Below are 20051 nucleotides of genomic sequence, written 5' to 3' on the forward strand. Positions count from 1 at the left end.
CGACAAGTTCCGCCCCTCGTGCTCCAGAACCCTCGTCCAACTTGTGTATGCTGGAGGGTTCGACACATTCTTGTATTGCACACCAGCGCCGCGCCTCTTGGCCGCCGCTTCGATGACACCGAAGGAGACCGCATGTTCATTGGCGTTCCGCGAGAGACGACTGTCGGCGAGACACGCGTTGCCGTCACGCCCGAGACGGCCAAGAAACTGAAGGCCCAGGGCCACACGCTGCGCATCGAGTCGGGTGCCGGGGTGGCCGCCAGCGTGCCCGACGAGGCCTACGCGGCCGTCGGCGCCGAGATCGTGGACGCCGCCACGGCCTGCGCCTGCGACCTGGTGCTCAAGGTGCGCGCTCCGCAAGACAGCGAATTGCCGCTGCTGCGCGCCGGCACCACCGTGGTGGGCATGCTCAACCCCTTCGACGCCGCCGGGCTGCAGCGCCTCAACGCCACCCGGCTCACGGCCTACGCGCTCGAGGCCGCGCCGCGCACCACCCGCGCGCAGAGCATGGACGTGCTGTCCTCGCAGGCCAACATCGCCGGCTACAAGGCCGTGATGATGGCGGCCGACAAATACCAGCGCTTCTTCCCGATGCTCATGACCGCCGCCGGCACCGTGAAGGCCGCGCGCGTCGTGATCCTGGGCGTCGGCGTGGCGGGCCTGCAGGCCATCGCCACGGCCAAGCGCCTGGGCGCGGTCATCGAGGCGTCCGACGTGCGCCCCTCGGTGAAGGAGCAGGTCGAGTCGCTGGGCGCCAAGTTCATCGACGTGCCCTACGAAACCGCCGAAGAAAAAGAAGCCGCCGAAGGCGTGGGCGGCTACGCCCGCCCGATGCCGCAAAGCTGGCTCGACCGCCAGAAGGCCGAAGTCGCCAAGCGCGTGGCGCAGGCCGACATCGTCATCACCACCGCCTTGATCCCCGGTCGTGCCGCCCCCGTGCTGGTCACCGAAGACATGGTCAAGGCCATGAAGCCGGGCTCGGTCATCGTCGACCTGGCTGCGGCGCAGGGCGGCAACTGCCCGCTCACCGAGGCCGGCAAGACCGTGGTCAAGCACGGCGTGACGCTGGTGGGCGAAACCAACCTGCCCGCGCTGGTGGCCGCCGATGCCTCGTCGCTGTACGCCCGCAACGTGCTCGACTTCCTGAAGCTGATCATCAACAAAGAAGGCGCCTTGCACGTCGACCTCGAAGACGACATCGTCAAGGCTTGCCTGATGTGTCGCGATGGTCAGCTGCTGCGCGCCTGATTCCCCGCCCTTGCCTTAGAGGATTTCGCCATGCAACGCATCATGCTCCGTGCCAAGCTGCACCGTGTCACCGTCACCGAAGCCGACCTCACCTACGAAGGCTCGTGCGGCATCGACGAAGACCTGCTGGACGCCGCCAACATGCACGAGTACGAGCGCATCGACCTGTACAACGTCAACAACGGCGAGCGCTTCTCCACCTACATCATCAAGGCCGCGCGCGGCTCGGGAGCGATCTCGCTCAACGGCGCCGCCGCGCGCCGCGCCCATGTGGGCGACCTGCTCATCATCTGCACCTACGGCCCGGTGGCCGAGAGCGAGGTGCCGGCCTGGAAGCCCAAGGTCGTGCTGGTCGATGGCGACAACCGCGTCACCGAAATCCGCAAGCTCTGATCCGACTCAAGACTAGGAGACAACGATGGAAGCCTTAGTGCCAACTGTCAGCCACGTCGTCATCAACCTGACCATCTTCGTGCTCGCCATCTATGTGGGCTATCACGTGGTCTGGACGGTGACCCCCGCCCTGCACACCCCCTTGATGGCCGTGACCAACGCGGTGTCGGCCATCGTCATCGTCGGGGCCATGCTCGCAGCCGCGCTCACCGTCACGCCGCTGGGCAAGATCATGGGCGTGCTGGCCGTGGCGCTGGCGGCGGTCAACGTGTTCGGGGGCTTCCTGGTCACGCGCCGCATGCTCGAGATGTTCAAGAAGAAAGACAAGAAGGCAGGGGGCAAGTAAATGAGCCTGAACCTCATCGCATTGCTGTATCTGGTCGCCTCGGTGTGCTTCATCCAGGCGCTCAAGGGCCTGAGCCACCCGACCACCTCGATCCGCGGCAACCTGTTCGGCATGATCGGCATGACCATCGCCGTGCTGACCACGGTGGGCCTCATTCAGGGGCAAGCCGAGCACCTGCACGTGAGCTTCGGCGCGGGCCTGGGCTACGTGCTGGCCGCGCTGGTGGTGGGCGGCAGCGCCGGCGCCATCATGGCCAAGCGCGTCGAGATGACCAAGATGCCCGAGCTCGTGGCCTTCATGCACAGCATGATCGGTCTGGCGGCGGTGTTCATCGCCATCGCCGTGGTGGCCGAGCCCTACGCTTTCCAGATCGTGGCCAAGCCTATTGGTGATGCCCTGGCGGTGATTCCGGTAGGCAATCGTTTGGAGCTGGCCCTGGGCGCGGCTGTTGGCGCCATCACCTTCTCGGGCTCGGTCATCGCGTTCGGCAAGCTGAGCGGCAAGTACAAGTTCCGCCTGTTCCAGGGTGCACCGGTGGTGTTCGCCGGTCAGCACATGCTGAATCTGGTGCTGGGCCTGGCGGCCATCGGCCTGATCGCGCTCTTCATGGCTGTTGATGTTCAGCGCCTGGACGTGTTCTTTGCCCTGATCGCGCTGAGCTTCGTGCTGGGTGTGCTGATCATCATCCCGATCGGTGGCGCCGACATGCCCGTGGTGGTGTCGATGCTCAACAGCTACTCGGGCTGGGCGGCGGCCGGCATCGGTTTCTCGCTGAACAACTCGATGCTGATCATTGCCGGCTCGCTGGTGGGCAGCTCGGGCGCGATCCTGAGCTACATCATGTGCAAGGCCATGAACCGCTCGTTCTTCAACGTGATCCTGGGTGGCTTTGGTGGTGACGCCGGCGCGGCGGCCACGGGCGGCGCGCAACAGCAGCGCGCGGTCAAGAGCGGCTCGGCGGACGACGCGGCCTTCATCCTGGGCAACGCCGAAACCGTGGTCATCGTGCCGGGCTACGGTCTGGCCGTGGCGCGCGCGCAGCACGCCGTGAAGGAGCTGGCCGAGAAGCTCACGCACAAGGGCATCACCGTCAAGTACGCCATCCACCCGGTGGCGGGTCGCATGCCGGGGCACATGAACGTGCTGCTGGCAGAGGCCGAGGTGCCGTACGACCAGGTCTTCGAGATGGAAGACATCAACGGCGAATTCGGTCAGGCCGACGTGGCCATCATCCTGGGCGCCAACGACGTGGTGAACCCGGCCGCGCAGGTCAAGGGCAGCCCGATCTACGGCATGCCGATTCTGGAAGCCTACAAGGCCAAGACCGTGATCGTGAACAAGCGCTCGATGGCCAGCGGTTATGCCGGCCTGGACAACGAGCTGTTCTACATGGACAAGACCATGATGGTGTTCGGCGACGCCAAGAAGGTCGTGGAAGACATGGTCAAGGCGGTGGAGTAAGCCGCTGCAAGCACGAGGCCGACGCGTGCGTCGGTGTCAACAAAAAGGCCGCGAGGGGAAACCGTCGCGGCCTTTTTGTTGGGCCGCACGGGTGTGCGGCTGTCGTCGGACGCTGGCGTCAAGGCGTCTTGACGGTGGTCGGCTGGACCAGTTTCACTTGCTGGGCGATCACCGAGTCGGTGAATCCACGCGATGCAGGCGTGCCTTCTACGCCGCGCACCGCCACGTTGCCCATATAGCCTGCAGCATTTTTGCCAGTCAGGGTGCCGTCCACTGCCATGCTGTAGTAGCCGCCACCTGTCTCGATCGCCTTGGTTGTTGTTGCGGACAGTTGTGCTCCGTTGGCGATGCCGCTTACCGAGAACACCAGCGGCTGCTTGCCGACTTCGATTTCCTTGGTCACGGTCTGGGTGAAGAGGCCGGTGCCAAAGGCCATGGTCATGTTGAAGATCATCTTCTGGATCAGCGTGACGCCCTTGTAGCTGGCCGTGAAATTACCCGCACGCAAGGCCGCGATATCCGCATCGCTGGTACGCACGCCAACCACGCCATAGATCGGGGTCTGACCCTCGGCACTCAACGAGGCGACGGTCTCGGTGTTGCCCCGTGCGTAATCGACGATGAAAGCCCAGGCCTGGATGGCGTTGCTGTCGATGCCTTCGACGGTGACGGGAATGGCGACCGGGTTGTTGCTCACGTTCGTGTACGCCAAGCCGGCAAAGTCGAGGCGACCGGTATCGGTCAGCGCGAGTTTGGTGTCCGCCGAGGTGCCGACGTAGTCATGAGGCGTGAATGCACCGCTGACGAAGGAGGGCCCGGTCAAGTTGGATATGGTGGTGTTGGTCAGCGAATACGTGCCCCGCACCTTGGCCTGATCGCCGCCGATCACGGCGTACTCGCAGTCGCAGTTGGTGTCCAGCTTGGTGAAGGTCGCGAAGCCTTCAAGGGTGCCCTCGGTGGCTGGCGTCGGCGGGTTCACCGGCCCGATCGGGCGATACAGGCTGGACGCATCGGTGCGGAAGCTGGGCAGCGCCGGCGGGTTGCCGGCGGCCGGGGCTTCGAATTGCTCCCACGGGCCCCAGGCCTTGACGCTGTCTTGCGCGATGGTGACGTCGCCGTAGAGCTTGATGTTCTGCATCTCGGCGGGGGTGGCGGCATGAGCCGACAGGCCCGCGACGAGCGCGGCGGCCAGGCTGGTGGCGCGGAGCGCGGTCTGGAGGGTGGGGCGCATGGGGGTACTCCTTCGAAAATGAAACAAATAAGCGAGGTGATCGAGGGTCAGTAGCTGCGACCCAGCGAGGTCACGAACAGGGTGCGGCGGTAGTCGTACAGGCCGATGTTCGAGCCGTTGCGGATGTAGGTCACGCTGTTGGCCCACTGCCATTTTTCGAGCCAGCCGCTCTGGAAGCGGTGGTTGGCGCCGAGTTCGATGCGGTTTTCGTTTTCGTGGCGCTTGTAGCCGTAGAGCAGTTCGGGCGCCTTGAATTCGGCGTGGCGGTAGGACACGCGGCCGAACACGTCGCCGCCGTTCCAGGCTTGCCAGCGCAGTCCGATGAAGGGCTCGTCGGCGTTGTTGCTGAAGCGGCCATAGCGGTCTTCCTCGACCGAGAAGCGCACGCCGCCTTGCACCGCGAGGCTGTTGCCGAACGACAGGTGGCCGTAGCTCAGGCCGATCGAGCGGTAGTGGCCGTCGCGGCCTTCGTCGATGCTGCGGTTGTAGGCGCGGTTGATGTATTGCAGATCGACGCCGAATTCGCCCTGGGCGACCTGAATGGCCAGCGAGGGGCTGATCGACCAGTAGTCGGCCAGGTCTTCGCCGCCCAGCGTGATGTGGTCGACCTGGAAGTTGAGGTTGGCGCGGGTGCCGTTCTTGCTGATCAGTCCGGGGCCGGTGGACAGCGTGGCGACGCCGAGGTTGTAGGCCTTTTCCTGGTCGTAGCCACGGTGGTAGAGGCTGCCGGCGGTCGTCCAGCTGAAGCGCGAGGTCGATTCGCCCAGGCGCACCGGGCTGCCGCTTTGCCAGGTGTGGGTCAGGCCGGCTTGCAGGTCGGTGCCCCAGTCGGAGCGGCGCTGGCCCGCGGGGTCGAGCGTGAAGCCGCCGGGCAGCAGGGTGCTGGTGGGGCCGGCGGTGACGTTGCTGTCGTGGACCAGGCCGGCCAGGCCCGATGCCTCGAACTTGTTGGGCTGGCCGAAGGTGGCCTTTTCGTCGAGTTCGAGCTGCTTCAGGAACGATTGCACCGACAGGCGCACGTTGTCGGGCGTCTTGGGGTCGTCGAGCACCTGCTGGGCCTGGGCGCGGGCCTTGGCGAATTCGAGGGTGCGGTAGTAGGTGACGGCCAGCTCCAGGCGGGCGCGGTTGAGCGTCGGGTTGGCCTGCAGCAGGCTTTCAAGCGTTTCGATGGCCGAGTAGGGGCGACCGGTTTCGCGCTCGTACAGGCCTTGGCGATATTGGTCTTCGATGTCGCTGCCTTGAGCGCGAGCCAGGGCAGGACAGAGGGTGGCGCAGGCCAGGGCGCAGGCGGCGACCACGGGGCGGCTGCCAATCGGTGCGAAACGCATGAACAAGTCTCCGGACTTCAATGTAGATGGTGCCAACTCGCCCCGATCGCGCAGGTTCGTGCTTGAAGCAGCACCGCCTGACCCGCTGTCGTGCAGGGCGTTTAACGAATTGTTACAAGACCGATTGTGATCTTTTCACGCGGATTGTGGGAGGGGCGGAGCCACCGAATCAGGGGGACTTGCCCCTGATTCGGTGGCTCCGGGCAACGCTGTTGGGGCGTGGGCCGCGTTTCCCCCGGTTCGCCGCCGGGCATGCTCGCCCCAGAATCGGCTCCCGCCCAGGAGACCGCTATGGACAAGATTTGGCTCAAGAGTTACCCGCCCGGTGTGCCGCACAGCATCGACCCGGATCAGATCGACTCGCTGTTGCAGCTGATGGACGAAGGCATGCGCGCCTTCCGCGATCGGCCGGCCTACAAGTTCATGGGCAAATCGATGTCGTTCGGCCAGCTGGACGCGCTCAGCAAGCGCTTCGCGGCCTATTTGCAGAGCCTGGGGCTGGTCAAGGGTGACCGCGTGGCGATCATGATGCCCAACGTGCCGCAGTATCCGGTGGCGGTGGCGGGCGCGTTGCGCGCGGGCTGCGTGGTGGTGAACGTCAACCCGCTCTACACGGCGCGCGAACTCGAGCACCAGCTCAAGGACTCGGGCGCCAAGGCCATCGTCATCATCGAGAACTTCGCCGCCACGCTGCAGGAATGTCTGGGCAAGACGGCGGTGGGTCACATCGTGCTGGCCGCGGTGGGCGACCTGCTCGGGCCGCTCAAGGGCACGCTGGTCAACCACGTGGTGCGCCGCGTCAAGAAGATGGTGCCGCCCTTCGAGCTGCCGGGCGCCGTGCGCTTCAACAAGGCGCTCGACCTGGGCGCGCGTGCCGCGTGGCGCGCGCCCAAGTTGGCGGGCAGCGATGTGGCCGTGCTGCAGTACACCGGCGGCACCACCGGCGTGAGCAAGGGCGCCATGCTCACGCACCGCAACATCGTGGCCAACATCCTGCAGGCCGAGGCCTGGAACAACATCCTGTGGGCGCAGCTCGATCGCAATGAGCAGCCCGTGCTGATCTGCGCGCTGCCGCTGTATCACATCTTCGGTTTCACGGCCTGCATGATGCTGAACATGCGGCTGGGCGGCTGCAACGTGCTGATCATCAACCCGCGCGATCTGCCGGCCTTGTTCAAGGATTTGGCGCGTCAACCCTTCCACAGCTTCCCGGGCGTCAACACGCTGTTCAACGCCATGGTGCACCACCCGGACTTCCACAAGGTCGACTGGAGTCAGTTGCGCGTCACCGTGGGCGGCGGCATGCAGGTGCAGCACCACACGGCGCAGCTGTGGCGCGAGCGCACCTCGGTCAACATCTGCGAGGCCTACGGCTTGTCCGAAACCTCTCCGGGCGTGACCTGCAACATCCCCACGTCCACCGAGTTCAGCGGCACCATCGGGCTGCCGTTCCCGTCCACCGAGGTGCACATCCTCGACGAGGTCGGGCAGCCCGTGCCGCTGGGCTCGCCCGGCGAGATCAGCGTGCGCGGCCCGCAGGTGATGGCCGGCTACTGGCAGCGGCCCGATGAAACCGCCAAGGTCATGACGCCCGACGGCTTCTTCCGCACCGGCGACATCGGCGTGATGGACGAGCGCGGCTTCGTGCGCGTGGTCGATCGCAAGAAAGACATGATCCTGGTGTCGGGCTTCAATGTCTATCCGAACGAGATCGAGGACGTGCTTACCCAGATGCCCGGCGTGCTCGAAGCCGCCGCCGTGGGCGTGCCCGACGACAAGTCCGGCGAGGCCGTGAAGCTGGTGCTGGTGCGCGAGAGCGAAGCCGAGCACAGCCCGCCCGTCACCGAGGCCGACGTGCGCGCCTATTGCGAGGCCAACCTCACGGGCTACAAGCGCCCGAAGGTGGTGGAGTTCCGCGCCGAGCTGCCCAAGACGCCGGTCGGCAAGGTGCTGCGCCGCGAGTTGCGCGACCAGCCAGCGGTCGAGCGGGTGGCGCAGCAGCGCGCGGCCTGACCGCTGCCTTAACGCCGCGCTAACCCGGCGCGCCGGGTGGCTGGCTACACTGCCCCGAATGCCGCGCGCCGTGTGCGGCCAAGGGGACACCATGCAGCAGATTTCGAGGGGGCGGCCATGAGCCGCCTCGCCATCGTGGCCGCCATGCACGACGAGCTGCGCGCCGTGCTGCAGGCCATGCCCGACGAAGTGCCCCGGGTGCGCGCCGGCCGCGAGTTCTGGGTCGGCCACCTCGATGGCCACGAGGTCGTGGCGGTGCTGGCCGGCATCGGCAAGGTCGCGGCGGCCACCACGGCCACCTTGCTCATCACCGAATTCCAGGTCGATCGCATCCTGTTCACCGGCGTGGCCGGCGGCCTGGGCGAGCACGTGCGAGTGGGCGACGTGGTGGTGGCGGACGGCCTGACCCAGCACGACATGGACGCCTCGCCGCTCTTCCCGCGCTTTGAAGTGCCGCTCACCGGCGTGAGCCGCTTCGTGCCGGACGCGGCTTTGTCCGACGTGTTGTGGCGCGCCGCCCAGACGGTGCTGGCCGAAGCCGCCGGCGCGCAGGGCGAGCACCTCGACGGCGCGCGGCTGCGGGCTTTCGGCATCACGGCGCCGCGTGGGCACCGCGGCCTCATCATCAGCGGCGACCGTTTCGTGTCCACGCAAAACGAGTCCGAGGCGCTGCGGCAGGCCTTGCCCGAGGCGCTGGCCGTCGAGATGGAGGGCGCCGCGCTGGCGCAGGTCTGCCACGACTTCAACGTGCCCTGCGCGGTGGTACGCACCGTGTCGGACCGCGCCGACGATGCCGCGCACGTCGACTTCAACCGGTTCATGGCCGAGGTGGCGGCGCATTATTCGCTGGCCATCGTGCGGCGCGCCCTGCGCTTGCTGGCCGCCTGATCGAACCATGAAGTCGCTGTGGCGGCTGCTGGGCCGCGTGCTGCGCGGCCTCGGCACGGCCCTGCTGGCCGCAGTGCTGCTGTTCGAGGAATGGGGCTGGCGGCCGCTCACGGCCTTCGCGGCCTGGGTGGCGCGTCTGCCGCCACTGGCCGCGCTCGAGGCGCGCATCCGCCGCGCCTCGCCCTACGCCGCGCTGGCGCTGTTTGCGCTGCCGGCGCTGGCGCTGCTGCCGGTCAAGCTGGGGGCGCTGTGGCTGATCCACCAAGGGCATGGCGGGCTCGGCTTGAGCGTCATCCTGGCCGCGAAGGTGGCGGGCACGGCGCTGGTGGGGCGGCTGTTCATCCTCACCGAGCCGCAGCTCATGGGTATCGCCTGGTTTGCACGGGCGCTCACCTGGTGGCGGGCCAAGAAGGCGGCGTGGCTGGCGCGTGTCCGGGCCAGCGCGACGTGGCAACGGGTGCAAGCCGTGGCCGACTGGGCCCGGGCGCGGGCGCGGGCCGTGGCGCGGTGGGTGCGAGGCGGGTGAGGCGCTTCAGCGCAGCAGCGTCAGCACGCTGCTCGGGCGCGCATTGGCTTGCGCCACCATCGCCAGGCCGGCGCTGCGCAGCACCCGGTTGCGGCTCAGCGCGGCGGTTTCGCTGGCGAAGTCGGTATCGGTGATGCGGCTGCGCGCGGCGCTCATCACGGTGATGTGGTCTTGCTGCGTGGCCACCACCGCTTCGAGCCGGTTCAAGGTGGCGCCGAGCAGGCCGCGTCGGGCGCTCAGCGTGTCGATGGCGGCGTCGATGCGCAGCACGGCATTGCTGGCGTCGCCCTGCGTGATCAGCTTGGCGTCGTCCAGGCTGCCGGCGGGCGGGTTGACCAACGGGTTGAAGGCCAGCGCGCCTGACGACTGGGCTTGCGAGCCACCGATGGTCACGGTTTCGGTGGCGTTGATCTTGAGGGTGCCGGCCTGGTTGTCCACGTTGGCGACCACCCCGGCCACTTGCGACTGCACGGCGCTGGCGAGGCTGGCGGCGTCGGTGAAGCTGCCGACGACGTTGATGGTCGGGCCCTGACCCACCTGCACGGTCAGGTCGCCGGCCCTCAAGGTGAGCGCTGCAGCCTGTCCGCGCGAGAAGTTGGCGGCCCCGGTGTCGGTGAACTGGCCGACGTCGGGCAGCACGTTGTCGGCGGTGTGGCTGATGCTGATGCCGTTGGTGCTGCCGGTCACGCGGTACACCCCCGCCGCGCCCAGGTTGAGCTGGCGTTGGATCTCGCTCATCAGCCCGGCGGCGTTGCCGCTGAAGTCGGTGGTGAGCGACACGCGGTGGCCGTCCACCGAGAAACCGGCGTGCGTGTTGCGTGACGAGGCGGTGCCCGCCGTGGTGGTGGCGCTGGCAAAGACCGCCGCATTGCTGCCGCTCACCGCGCTGATGCTCGGCGCCACGTGACCATAGTTGGCATTCGAGGTCTTGGTGATCGTCAGCGCGCTGCCGTTTTGCGAGACCACGTAGGCGCCGCTGGCTTGTGCGTTGAGCTGCGACTGCACCGCCCCCGCCACGCCGGCGAGGTTGCCGTAGTTGGCGTTGAGGTTGACCGTCAGGCCATCGACCTTGAAGACGGCGGCGTTACCCGTGCCGCTGTAGTTGCTGACGGGCGTGCTGGTGGTGGTGGCGTAGCCGGGGGTGAACGGGATGTCGGGGCGCGAGAAATCGAGGTTGCCGATGGGCACGGTGGTGTAGGTGCCGGCGAACACGAAGCCGCCGCCGCCGCCGCTGCCATTGAGCGTGCGCAGGTCGGCCGAGGTGGCCGTGGCGATGGCGCCGAGCTGCGCGCTGCGCACGCTGGTCGAGAGATCCACGCTCAACGTATCGGCGGCATCGGCCCCCACTTGCAGGCTGAGCGGGCTTTGCGAGCCGTCAAGCAGGTGCCGGCCGTTGAAGGCGGTGACGCTGGCGGTGCGGTCGAGTTCGAGGGTGGACTGCTGCAGGTCGAAGTCCAGCGAGGCCCGGTCGGCGCTGCTCAGCGTGGCGTTGCAGGCCTGCACGGCCAGCTCGCGCATGTGCTGCAGCCGCTCCACCATGCTGCCCAGCGCGAACTCGCCGGTCTGGAACATCGAGATGCCGTCATTGGTGTTGCGCAGCGCCTGGGTGGTGCCGCGCACCTGGCTGGTCATGCGTTCGGCGATCGCCAGCCCGGCGGCGTCGTCGGCCGCGCTGTTGATGCGCAGCCCCGACGCCAGCCGCTGCAGGGACGTGCGCAAGCCGTCCTGGGTGCGATCCAGGTTGCGGCTGGCCGTCAGGGCGGCGAGGTTGCTGTTGATGACCGAGGACATGGCGTGTGCACAGCCGGCCCCCTCCCCAAATGAGAGGCCCGGTCTATCCATGTCGGCCCGCCGGACCAGGGACTTGAATCGCGAGGTCGGGGCGGCGTGAAATGGGCCGCTGCGGGCCCGGTGGCGGTCAGGCCCGGCGTGTCAGGTGGGCCGTGCCGTTGAAGGTGCGATCGAGCCAGGCGCCGACCTCGGTCAGCACCTCGTCGCGCTCGGGTTCGTTGAAGATCTCGTGATAAAGCACCGGGTAGGCGTGGGCGCTTACCCACTTCTTGGGTGCCGTCGCCGCGAACCTGTCGCTGCCGGCCGGGTTCACGCAGCGGTCGCTGCCGCCGTAGAGCAGCAGGGTGGGCACGTGCCACTCCGCCGCGTGCGCCAGCGCCCGCTCACCGCTGTCGATGATGAACTGGGCCAGCTTGGGGGCGATCAGGCCATGCACCAGCGGGTCGGCGTCGTACTTGGCCACCTCGGCTGGGTCGCGCGACACCCAGGCCGACTTCAGCCCGTTCGACGCGCTCAGCCACGGCATGAAGCGCAGCCCGAAGGCGAGCAGCAGCTTCTGCGCGGCGCTGGGCGCCACGTCGAGCGCCGGCGACGACAGCACGTAGCCGTCCACCGCGCGGGCCCAGTCGCCGCTCTCCAGGCCTTGCTGGCCGAGCGCGAAGCGGGCCGCGGTGACGCCGCCCATGCTGTGCGCCAGCACGATCAAGGGGCCGCCGGGCAGGCGGGCGCGGGTCTGGTCGATGGCGGCGGCCAAGTCGTGCAGCAGGTCGTCGGGCTGCGCGATGTGGCCGCGTCGGCCGGGCGAGCGGCCGTGGCCGCGCTGGTCGTAGCCGGCCACCGCCCAGCCTTGCTGGTTCAGGTAGCGCGCCACGTGTTCGTAGCGGCCGATGTGCTCGCCGTGGCCGTGCACCAGCAGCACGGTGCCGCGGGGGTGATCGATGCGCCATTCGTGCCAATGCAACTGCAGGCCGTCGCGGGTGGTGAGAGTCGAAGTGTTCATGGGGTGGCCCAGGCGTTGCGTTGTCGATCGAGGTGCGGGCGCAGCCAGCCCAGGCCGGCGCGGGTGGCGTCGGCCTGGCCGGTCAGGCGCGGGCGGTATTCGCAGCCGATCCAGCCGGCGTAGCCCAACTGGTCGATCAGCTCGAAGACGGCAGGGTAGTCGATGGCGCCGGCTTCTGGTTCGTGGCGACCGGGCACGCCGGCCACCTGCATGTGCCCGATCCGGCTCGGGCCGTGCTGCGGGTGCAGCGCGCCGGTGAGCCAGCTCAGCACCTCGCCTTCGACGATCTGGCAGTGATACAGATCCATCTGCACCAGCAGGTTGGGCGCGCCGATCTCGGCTACCAGGCGGTGCGCGTCGGCCTGGCGGGTCAGCAGGTAGCCGGGCATGTCGATCGGGTTGATCGGCTCGATCAGCAATTTCACTTGGGCGCTGGCGGCTTGCGCGGCGGCCCAGGCGAGGTTGTGCTGGTAGGTGGCCCACTGCTGCTCCACGGGCAGGGCGGGTTGCACCAGCCCGGCCATCACATGCACGCGCGTGCAGCCCAGGGTGTGCGCCGTGTGCAGCGCCTGCTCGATGCCGCGGCGGAATTCGGCTTCGCGCCCCGGCAGCGCCGCGATGCCGCGCTCGCCAGCCGCCCAGTTGCCCGGCGGGGCGTTGAACAGCACCCAGCACAGGCCGTGGGCGTCGAGCCGGGCCCGCAGCTCGTGGGCGGGGTGCTCGTAGGGGAAGAGGCACTCGATGCCGTCGAAGCCATCGCTCGCGGCTGCCGCAAAGCGATCCAGAAAGGGGTGCTCGGTATAGAGCCAACTGAGATTGGCGGCAAAGCGGGGCATGGCGGACGACTGCAACTGCGGAGACAACAGCGGGGCGATGGCCGACCCAGGGGGCGGATCGCGAGTCGTCAGCCTACCCGAGCCAGCGCGGCGCGGCATGGGTAACATGCCTGATCTCCATCCCCGCGAACAGGCGGGTGGCGTTGCCCCGGACGTGGCCACCGCGTCGGGTTTTCGAGAGGCTTGCCATGACCATCCACCACTCCGCGCTCGATCGCCTGCTGATGACCGCCGACAACGCCTTGCGCACCGTGCTGGGCGTGCATGGCGCCTCGCGCCCGTGCCCGCAGCCGCTGACCGAAAGCGCCGTGCTCGACGACGCGCAAAAGCGCGAGGCGGCAGCGCTGATGCGCGTCAACCACGTCGGCGAGGTCTGCGCCCAGGCGCTCTACAACGCCCAGGCCCTGAGCACGCGCGACCCCGCGCTGCGCGAGCATTTCGAGGCGGCGGCGCGCGAGGAGACCGATCACCTGGCCTGGACCAAGCAGCGCGTCGACGAGCTCGGCGGCCGCCTGAGCCTGCTGAATCCGCTCTGGTACGCCGGGGCGTTCGCCATCGGCCTGGCGGCTGGCCGCGTGGGCGACCGCGTCAGCCTGGGCTTCGTCGTCGAGACCGAGCGGCAGGTCGAGCAGCATCTCGACAGCCATCTTGAAAAACTGCCCGAGGGCGACACCGCCTCGCGGGCCATCGTGCGCCAGATGCGCGACGACGAAGTGCGCCACGCCAAAGATGCCGAGCGCGCCGGAGGCATCGAGCTGCCGGCCCCGGTGCGCGGCCTGATGCGCGCTGCGGCCAAGGTCATGACCACCACCGCGCACTACATCTGATACACAAACCACCCTACCCAGCGCGCGCCGCAGATCCGGCTCCGCCGGTCTGCTGGCGCGGCCCCCTCGAGGGGGCGGCCATCAGGCCGTAGGGGGGGAGATTTCAAAACTCGTCGTGATCTCGGCAGTCTTGCCCAGCATGATGCTGGCCGAGCAGTATTTTTCGTGCGACATCTGCACCGCGCGCTGCACGGCGGTCTCGGTCAGGTTCACGCCCGTCACCACGAAGTGCATGTGGATCTTGGTGAAGACCTTGGGGTCGGTGTCGGCGCGCTCGGCCGTCAGCTTGACCTGGCAGCCGCGCACGTCGTGGCGGCCGCGCTTCAGGATCAGCACCACGTCGTAGGCCGTGCAGCCGCCGGTGCCGGCGAGCACGGTTTCCATCGGGCGCGGCGCCAGGTTGCGGCCGCCGCCGTCCGGGGCGCCGTCCATGTTGATGAGGTGGCCGCTGCCGGTCTCGGCCGCGAAGGCCATGCCCGACGCGGGCAGCCAGTTGATCGTGCATTCCATGGTGTGTGTGTCCTGCTGGGCAATCGCAATGGCGGCGATTGTGCCGCCGTCGCGGAGGGGCGACGTTTCGGGCGGTTGAGGCGGCAAAAGTCACGCGTTGCCGCGAATAGGCCTCTGGCCGACGGGGTCGCGTGCAGGAAAACCCGCGCTTCGTATACAATTCGATACATCGTTCTGGCGGCGGTCAGAACGTGGCGGTTCTGCCGCCTCATGTTTGTCTCCTCCACCCTCCTCCATTGGTGGATTTCAACCCGAAGCTTGCAAAGGCTTCGGGTTTTTTTCTGGTCTCTTATGATCGATGGCTTCGCCCCGTCGATCGGGGTCCGACCATCGAGACCGCCTGTAGGAGAAACCGCCATGGCCCGCGTCGCCCGAGCTGCATCGGCTGCCAAGAAGACGGGGCGCGCCGCGCGCCCGCTGACCTTGTCGGACTACCTGCAGAAGATCCTCACCGCGCGGGTCTACGACGTGGCCATCGAGAGCGACCTGCAGCCGGCGCGCAACCTCTCGGCCCGGCTCGGCAACCAGATCCTGCTCAAGCGCGAAGACCAGCAGGCCGTGTTCAGCTTCAAGCTGCGCGGCGCCTACAACAAGATGGCGCAGATCACGCCGGCGCAACTCAAGCGCGGCGTGATCTGCGCCTCGGCCGGCAACCACGCGCAAGGCGTGGCGCTGGGCGCGCGCCGCATGGGTTGCCGCGCCGTGATCGTGATGCCGGTCACCACGCCGGCGGTCAAGGTGGACGCCGTCAAGGCGCTGGGCGGCGAGGTCGTGCTGCACGGCGAGAGCTATTCGGACTCGTATGAGCACGCCCTCAAGCTCGAGCGCGACGGCGGCCTCGTGTTCGTCCACCCATTCGACGACCCCGACGTCATTGCCGGCCAGGGCACCGTGGCCATGGAGATCCTGCGCCAGCACCAGGGTCCGATCGACGCGGTGTTCGTCGCGATTGGCGGTGGCGGGCTCATTTCGGGCGTGGCGGCCTACATCAAGGCGGTGCGCCCCGAGATCAAGGTCATCGGCGTGCAGATGGTCGATTCCGACGCCATGCTGCGCTCGGTCAAGGCCGGCAAGCGCGTCACGCTGCCGAGCGTCGGGCTGTTCTCGGACGGCACGGCCGTCAAGACCGTGGGGCAAGAGACGCTGCGCCTGGTGCGCCAGCACGTCGATGAGTTCGTCGTGGTGGACACCGACGCCGTCTGCGCGGCCATCAAGGACATCTATCAGGACACGCGCGGCGTGGTCGAGCCCGCCGGGGCGCTCGGCGTGGCCGCCATCAAGCAATACGCGCAGCGCCACAAATCGCGGGGCAAGACCTTCGTCTCGGTGATCTGCGGCGCCAACATGAACTTCGACCGCCTGCGCTTCGTGGCCGAGCGCGCCGACGTGGGCGAGGAGCGCGAGGCGCTGTTCGCGGTGACCATCCCCGAGGAGCGCGGCTCGTTCAAGCGCTTCTGCGAGCTGATCGGCCCGCGCAGCGTCACCGAGTTCAACTACCGCATCTCCGACGACCGGCGCGCGCACATCTTCGTCGGCCTGAGCACCAGCGGGCGCGGCGAATCGGCGCGCATCGCCAAGCACTTCGAGTCGCACAGCTTCGCCACGGTCGACCTCACCGGCGACGAACTGGCCAAGACGCACATCCGCCACATGGTGGGCGGGCGCTCCGAGCTGGCGCAGGACGAGCGCCTGTTCAGCTTCACCTTCCCCGAGCGGCCGGGTGCGCTCATGACGTTCCTGACCAGCATGCACCCGAACTGGAACATCAGCCTGTTCCACTACCGCAACCAGGGGGCCGACTACGGCCGCATCCTGGTCGGCATCCAGGCGCCGCGTGCCGAGGGGCGCGAGCTGCGCTCCTTCCTCGATGGCCTGGGCTACTCCTTCGTCGAAGAAACCCGCAACCCGGTCTACCGACTGTTTCTGCGTTGAATTGAAATAAGACGTTACAAACGTGATCCCTCAATCGCGGGAAGCCGGTACTAGTCCGCGTTGACGCTCGTCACGCGGTCTTCACAATGTTTCTTCTCTGCTGGCGATTGATTTTCCAAGGCGCGTGGCAGTCAGGCTCCAGTCGTTCCTCCCGGACCAGAACATGTCTGCTGTGCAAAGTTCATTGATTCACTCAACCGCTCACCCCGGTCTGGAGCGCGCGCTGCGCGAGAAGCTGCTGCGTCGCAGCGAGACCGTCGGCAGCCTGGGTGAACTCGAGCCCCTGGCCGTGCGCCTCGGGCTCATCCAGGGCAATCTCAAGCCGCGGCTCGAGCAGCCGCAGATGCTGGTGTTCGCGGGCGATCACGGCCTGGTCGTCGACCGCATCCTGCCGCCCACCCGCTCCACCGCCACCCAGGTGCGCGAGCTGCTCGGCGGGCGACTGCCGCTGCCGGTGTTTGCCCGCATCCAGGGCATGGAGCTGTCCATCGTTGACGCCGGCGTGGCCGAGGCGCTCGAGCCGCACGCCGGCCTGCTGGCCCGCAAGATCGCCCATGGCACGCGCAACTGCCGCGTCGGCCCGGCCATGACGCTGGCCCAGGCGCACGCCGCCATCAAGGCCGGCATGGAAATCGCCGACACCCTGCCCGGCAACCTGCTGGCCTGCGCTGGCGTGGGCGAGGGCGCGTTCGAGAGCGCGGCGCTGGTGATTTCGCGTCTGGCGCATGGCCGCATCTCGCTGCGCCAGTTGCTGGCCACGCCGACGCTGCTGGCGCAGCAAGACTTGTCGCGCCAGCTCGTGGTGCTGCAAGGCGCGCAGGGGCGACATCGCAACATCAACGATCCGGTCGAGGTGATGGCCGCGTTCGGCGGCTACGAGGTGGCCATGATGGTCGGCGCCATCCTGGTGGCGGCCGGCAAGCGGCATCTCATCGTCGTCGATGGCCTGCCGGCCTGCGCCGCGCTGCTGGTGGCTTCGCGCATCGCGCCGGCCGTGATGGACTACGTCGTCTTCAGCCGCAGCCACCCGCACCCGGGGCTCACGGCAGCGCTCGATCTGTTCGAGGCGACGGCGCTGCTCGAGCTCGGCATGTCGAGCACCGACGGCACCGGCGCCGTGCTGGCCTGGCCGTTGATCCACAGCGCGGCAGCCTTGCTGACCGAGGTGGCCGAAGGCGAATCGCCAGGCACCACCTTCCCGTCCGATCTCGCGCCGATGAGTGCCGACGTCGAAGACGCCCACGTGCTCGACGCTTATGACGACGAGCTGTCCACGTCGCCGGGGTCGTCGCTGTATTCCGAGGTTTGAGCGCAGGGTCAGCCAGCCCGCTGGACGGGTGGCCGCGTCAGGCGCTGGCTCAGGGCTGGCCGGTTGGCGGCACGCCCGGGGCTGGCGGCAGGTTGCCGGCGGGCGGTTGCGGCGCGGCGCCCATGGGCATGCCGGGCGGCACGCCCCCACCAGCTGGCGGCGCAGAGGCGTTGACGTCGCCGCTGTTCAGCAGCGATTGCGCGCTGGGCAACACGCCGGTGCTGGGCGGCGGCAGGGTCGGCGCGCTGAGCATGCCGGCCGCCGGGCCGTTGGCCGGGCCCACCGAGGCGCCGCGTTGGTTGACGAACTGCAGCACGAGGTCGCGATCCAGCCGGCTGCCCACGTGATAGGCGCGCGGCGGTTTGCCGTCCACGGCGATCAGGGCCACGCCGTCGGCGCCCGAGCCTTCGCGTGGGGCGATCACGCCAAGCAGCTTGAAGCGGCTCACCAGTGCCGGCTCGATGGCCGCTACCGCCGATTTCAGCGGGGCCGGGAAGAGTCGCAGGATGTCGCCGCGTGCCGCCTGTTCGAGCGACACCGGCAGCGTTTGCGCCGGCGCGGCAGTGGGGCGCGCCAGCAGACGCAGCCCCCAGAACGCCACGCTGGCCGCGACGGCAGCCCAGACCAGGAAAGCGGTAAGACGTGAGACCATGGTGGGCCATTATGATGGATGCGCCCTGGCCTGAAACCGGGAACACACGGGGCTGACGCCTGCATTTCGGTTACCCGATGGCGGGGCGATGTTCGCTACAGTGTCGGCAGCCGTGCTGCCTCTTCAACACCTTTGCTGATCAAGACGATGCTTGCCAACCTGCCTTCTCGCCGCGTCCCGGTTCGTGCCTTGGTGGCGCGCGGCTTCACCCTGATCGAGCTGATGGTCGTGCTGGTCATCATCGGTTTGCTGGCCGCGCTGATCGTGCCCAACGTGCTCGACCGCGCCGAAGACGCCCGCGTCACCGCCGCCAAGACCGACGTCAACAACATCATGCAGGCGCTCAAGCTCTACAAGCTCGACAACCTGCGCTACCCCACCGCGCAGCAGGGTCTGAAGGCCTTGACCGCCAAGCCCACCGAAGGGCCGACGCCGCCCAACTGGCGGCCGTATCTTGAAAAGCTTCCCGCCGACCCGTGGCACAACCCCTACCAGTATGTGAACCCGGGTGTGAAGGGCGAGGTCGACGTGTTCAGCCTGGGGGCCGACGGGCAACCCGGCGGTGAAGGCCGGGATGCCGACATCGGCTCGTGGCAATGACGCCGTTCGGCGTTTGAGCGCGGCCCGTGCAGTCCGCGCGGCCGGCTTCACCTTGCTCGAGTTGCTGATCGTGGTGGCGTTGATCGCCGTGGTCAGCGCGGTGGCCGGTCTGGCCTTGCGCGACCCGGCCGAGACGCGCTTGGAGCGCGAGGCGGTGCGACTGGCCTCTCTGCTGGAGGCCGCGCGTTCCGAGAGTCGTGCGTTGGGGGTGGCGGTGACGTGGCTGCCGCGCCCGGTGCAGACCCGCAACGAGACCCTCGACTTCAACTTCGTCGGCTTGCCCGAGCGGCTCGCTCCACCGCGCCGCTGGCTGGAGCCCGGCGTGACCGTGCAAGTGGCCGGCGCCACCGCCGCCGCGCCCGGCATCGTGCTGGGCCCCGAGCCCCTGATCGGCCCGCAGCGCATCGTGCTGCGCATCGACGACCGCAGCGTGACGCTGGTGTCCGACGGCCTCGGGCCGTTCGCGCTGGACGGCAGCGCCGACGCGGCCGAGTCGAACTCCGCGCCGGGGCCGGCCGGCCTGGTTCGGTGACACCGGGGCGTGGCAGCATGCGGCAACGCGGCATGACCCTCATCGAAGTGCTGGTGGCGCTGGCCATCGTGGCCGTGACGCTGGCGGCGGGCATGAAGGCCGCCGGGTCGATGACCAACAGCGCGCAGCGCCTGGCCGACGTCACGGCCGCGCAGTGGTGCGCCGACAACCAGCTCGCCGCGCTCAAGCTGGCGCGGCAGTTTCCGGGCATCGGCGAGGGCGATTTCGCCTGCGAGCAACTCGGGCGCAGTTACCGGGGGCAGATGGTGGTGCGGCCGACGCCCAACCCGAACTTCCGGCGCGTGGACGCCAACGTGCGCGACGAGGCGGGGCTGCCCATCCTCACGCTCACTACCATCGTGCCGAGGTTCTGATGCGTCGGCCGGCTCTCCGCTCCCCCCGCCTGGGCGCTCGCGGCTTCACGCTGATCGAGGTGCTGGTGGCGCTGCTCATCCTGTCGGTGATGGCGGGCATGGCCTGGACCGGGGTGGACGCCTTGCTGCGCTCGCGGCAGGTGGCCGAGAGTCGTCTCAACACCACCTTGCGCGTGCAGTCCACGCTGGCGCAGTTCGAGGCCGACATGAACGCCGTGTGCGACACGCTGGCCGTGCCGCCGCTGGTGTTCGAC

Annotated in this window: 21 protein-coding genes; 14 read left to right on the forward strand and 7 right to left on the reverse strand. The window is 68.3% G+C overall.

What is annotated here, in order from left to right; all coding sequences use genetic code 11:
• The first annotated feature begins 132 nt into the window (after nucleotides 1-132).
• From ACE3SS_RS05675 to ACE3SS_RS05690, 4 genes are read left to right on the forward strand one after another with little or no spacing between them, the layout of a single operon-like run.
• The gene (locus ACE3SS_RS05675) at nucleotides 133-1248 is read left to right on the forward strand and encodes a Re/Si-specific NAD(P)(+) transhydrogenase subunit alpha (RefSeq protein ID WP_374592193.1); all 1116 of its coding nucleotides are present in this window, start codon (nucleotides 133-135) and stop codon (nucleotides 1246-1248) included.
• Between the two features lie 30 nt (nucleotides 1249-1278).
• Entirely contained in the window at nucleotides 1279-1641 is a 363-nt protein-coding gene (gene panD, locus ACE3SS_RS05680) for an aspartate 1-decarboxylase (protein WP_374592194.1), read from the forward strand.
• Nucleotides 1642-1666: 25 nt separating this feature from the next.
• Nucleotides 1667-1987 (forward strand): NAD(P) transhydrogenase subunit alpha, encoded by a 321-nt coding sequence (locus tag ACE3SS_RS05685; protein WP_374592195.1) that lies wholly within the window; start codon nucleotides 1667-1669, stop codon nucleotides 1985-1987.
• Nucleotides 1988-3448, forward strand: a complete 1461-nt coding sequence (locus ACE3SS_RS05690; RefSeq protein ID WP_374592196.1) for an NAD(P)(+) transhydrogenase (Re/Si-specific) subunit beta — start codon at nucleotides 1988-1990, stop codon at nucleotides 3446-3448.
• Nucleotides 3449-3566: 118 nt separating this feature from the next.
• Here ACE3SS_RS05690 and ACE3SS_RS05695 read toward each other — a convergent pair whose 3' ends face one another.
• Complete coding sequence (locus ACE3SS_RS05695) at nucleotides 3567-4679, reverse strand: hypothetical protein (RefSeq protein ID WP_374592197.1); 1113 nt, start codon at nucleotides 4677-4679, stop codon at nucleotides 3567-3569.
• Nucleotides 4680-4726: 47 nt separating this feature from the next.
• The gene (locus ACE3SS_RS05700) at nucleotides 4727-6007 is read right to left on the reverse strand and encodes a tetratricopeptide repeat protein (protein ID WP_374592198.1); all 1281 of its coding nucleotides are present in this window, start codon (nucleotides 6005-6007) and stop codon (nucleotides 4727-4729) included.
• Between the two features lie 291 nt (nucleotides 6008-6298).
• Between ACE3SS_RS05700 and ACE3SS_RS05705 the strand changes: the two genes are divergently transcribed.
• The 3 genes from ACE3SS_RS05705 (at nucleotide 6299) to ACE3SS_RS05715 (ending at nucleotide 9434) form a co-directional block, all read left to right on the forward strand.
• Nucleotides 6299-8020: a long-chain-fatty-acid--CoA ligase gene (locus ACE3SS_RS05705; protein ID WP_374592199.1), complete on the forward strand. Its 1722-nt coding sequence runs from the start codon at nucleotides 6299-6301 to the stop codon at nucleotides 8018-8020.
• A 117-nt stretch (nucleotides 8021-8137) separates the two neighbouring features.
• On the forward strand, nucleotides 8138-8908 hold the full coding sequence (locus ACE3SS_RS05710; protein ID WP_374592200.1) for a 5'-methylthioadenosine/adenosylhomocysteine nucleosidase: 771 nt from the start codon (nucleotides 8138-8140) through the stop codon (nucleotides 8906-8908).
• Between the two features lie 7 nt (nucleotides 8909-8915).
• Nucleotides 8916-9434 (forward strand): hypothetical protein, encoded by a 519-nt coding sequence (locus ACE3SS_RS05715; RefSeq protein ID WP_374592201.1) that lies wholly within the window; start codon nucleotides 8916-8918, stop codon nucleotides 9432-9434.
• Nucleotides 9435-9440: 6 nt separating this feature from the next.
• Here ACE3SS_RS05715 and ACE3SS_RS05720 read toward each other — a convergent pair whose 3' ends face one another.
• The 3 genes from ACE3SS_RS05720 to otnI all read right to left on the reverse strand — a co-directional run bounded on the left by ACE3SS_RS05720 (nucleotide 9441) and on the right by otnI (nucleotide 13061).
• On the reverse strand, nucleotides 9441-11225 hold the full coding sequence (locus ACE3SS_RS05720) for a flagellin (RefSeq protein WP_374592202.1): 1785 nt from the start codon (nucleotides 11223-11225) through the stop codon (nucleotides 9441-9443).
• A gap of 127 nt (nucleotides 11226-11352) precedes the next feature.
• Nucleotides 11353-12225 (reverse strand): lysophospholipase, encoded by an 873-nt coding sequence (locus ACE3SS_RS05725; RefSeq protein WP_374592203.1) that lies wholly within the window; start codon nucleotides 12223-12225, stop codon nucleotides 11353-11355.
• Complete coding sequence (otnI, locus tag ACE3SS_RS05730; RefSeq protein WP_374592214.1) at nucleotides 12222-13061, reverse strand: 2-oxo-tetronate isomerase; 840 nt, start codon at nucleotides 13059-13061, stop codon at nucleotides 12222-12224. Before otnI ends, ACE3SS_RS05725 begins: the two co-directional genes overlap by 4 nt.
• A 188-nt stretch (nucleotides 13062-13249) precedes the next feature.
• On the opposite strand from otnI, the gene coq7 reads away from it, so the two are divergent.
• Complete coding sequence (gene coq7 / locus ACE3SS_RS05735; protein ID WP_374592204.1) at nucleotides 13250-13888, forward strand: 2-polyprenyl-3-methyl-6-methoxy-1,4-benzoquinone monooxygenase; 639 nt, start codon at nucleotides 13250-13252, stop codon at nucleotides 13886-13888.
• 81 nt (nucleotides 13889-13969) lie between these two features.
• Here the strand turns inward: coq7 and ACE3SS_RS05740 are convergent, their stop codons facing one another.
• Complete coding sequence (locus tag ACE3SS_RS05740) at nucleotides 13970-14398, reverse strand: OsmC family protein (RefSeq protein ID WP_374592205.1); 429 nt, start codon at nucleotides 14396-14398, stop codon at nucleotides 13970-13972.
• Between the two features lie 357 nt (nucleotides 14399-14755).
• On the opposite strand from ACE3SS_RS05740, the gene ilvA reads away from it, so the two are divergent.
• Entirely contained in the window at nucleotides 14756-16330 is a 1575-nt protein-coding gene (gene ilvA / locus ACE3SS_RS05745) for a threonine ammonia-lyase, biosynthetic (RefSeq protein ID WP_374592206.1), read from the forward strand.
• A 163-nt stretch (nucleotides 16331-16493) separates the two neighbouring features.
• Complete coding sequence (locus ACE3SS_RS05750; RefSeq protein ID WP_374592207.1) at nucleotides 16494-17639, forward strand: nicotinate-nucleotide--dimethylbenzimidazole phosphoribosyltransferase; 1146 nt, start codon at nucleotides 16494-16496, stop codon at nucleotides 17637-17639.
• Between the two features lie 49 nt (nucleotides 17640-17688).
• Here the strand turns inward: ACE3SS_RS05750 and ACE3SS_RS05755 are convergent, their stop codons facing one another.
• Complete coding sequence (locus ACE3SS_RS05755) at nucleotides 17689-18291, reverse strand: hypothetical protein (protein ID WP_374592208.1); 603 nt, start codon at nucleotides 18289-18291, stop codon at nucleotides 17689-17691.
• Between the two features lie 147 nt (nucleotides 18292-18438).
• Between ACE3SS_RS05755 and gspG the strand changes: the two genes are divergently transcribed.
• From gspG to ACE3SS_RS05775, 4 genes are all read left to right on the forward strand, one after another.
• A complete protein-coding gene (gene gspG / locus ACE3SS_RS05760; RefSeq protein ID WP_374592209.1) occupies nucleotides 18439-18891 on the forward strand; it encodes a type II secretion system major pseudopilin GspG in 453 nt (150 codons plus the stop codon).
• A 13-nt stretch (nucleotides 18892-18904) separates the two neighbouring features.
• Nucleotides 18905-19423 carry a Tfp pilus assembly protein FimT/FimU gene (locus tag ACE3SS_RS05765; protein ID WP_374592210.1) on the forward strand — a complete coding sequence of 173 codons (519 nt, stop codon included), beginning with the start codon at nucleotides 18905-18907 and terminating at the stop codon, nucleotides 19421-19423.
• Between the two features lie 17 nt (nucleotides 19424-19440).
• Nucleotides 19441-19797 carry a type II secretion system minor pseudopilin GspI gene (gene gspI / locus ACE3SS_RS05770; protein WP_374592211.1) on the forward strand — a complete coding sequence of 119 codons (357 nt, stop codon included), beginning with the start codon at nucleotides 19441-19443 and terminating at the stop codon, nucleotides 19795-19797.
• The coding region (locus ACE3SS_RS05775) for a type II secretion system protein J (protein WP_374592212.1) at nucleotides 19797-20051 on the forward strand (255 nt) is incomplete at its 3' end. The genes gspI and ACE3SS_RS05775, both read left to right, overlap by 1 nt.

This window comes from Aquabacterium sp. (assembly GCF_041915145.1).
Classification (GTDB): domain Bacteria; phylum Pseudomonadota; class Gammaproteobacteria; order Burkholderiales; family Burkholderiaceae_C; genus Aquabacterium.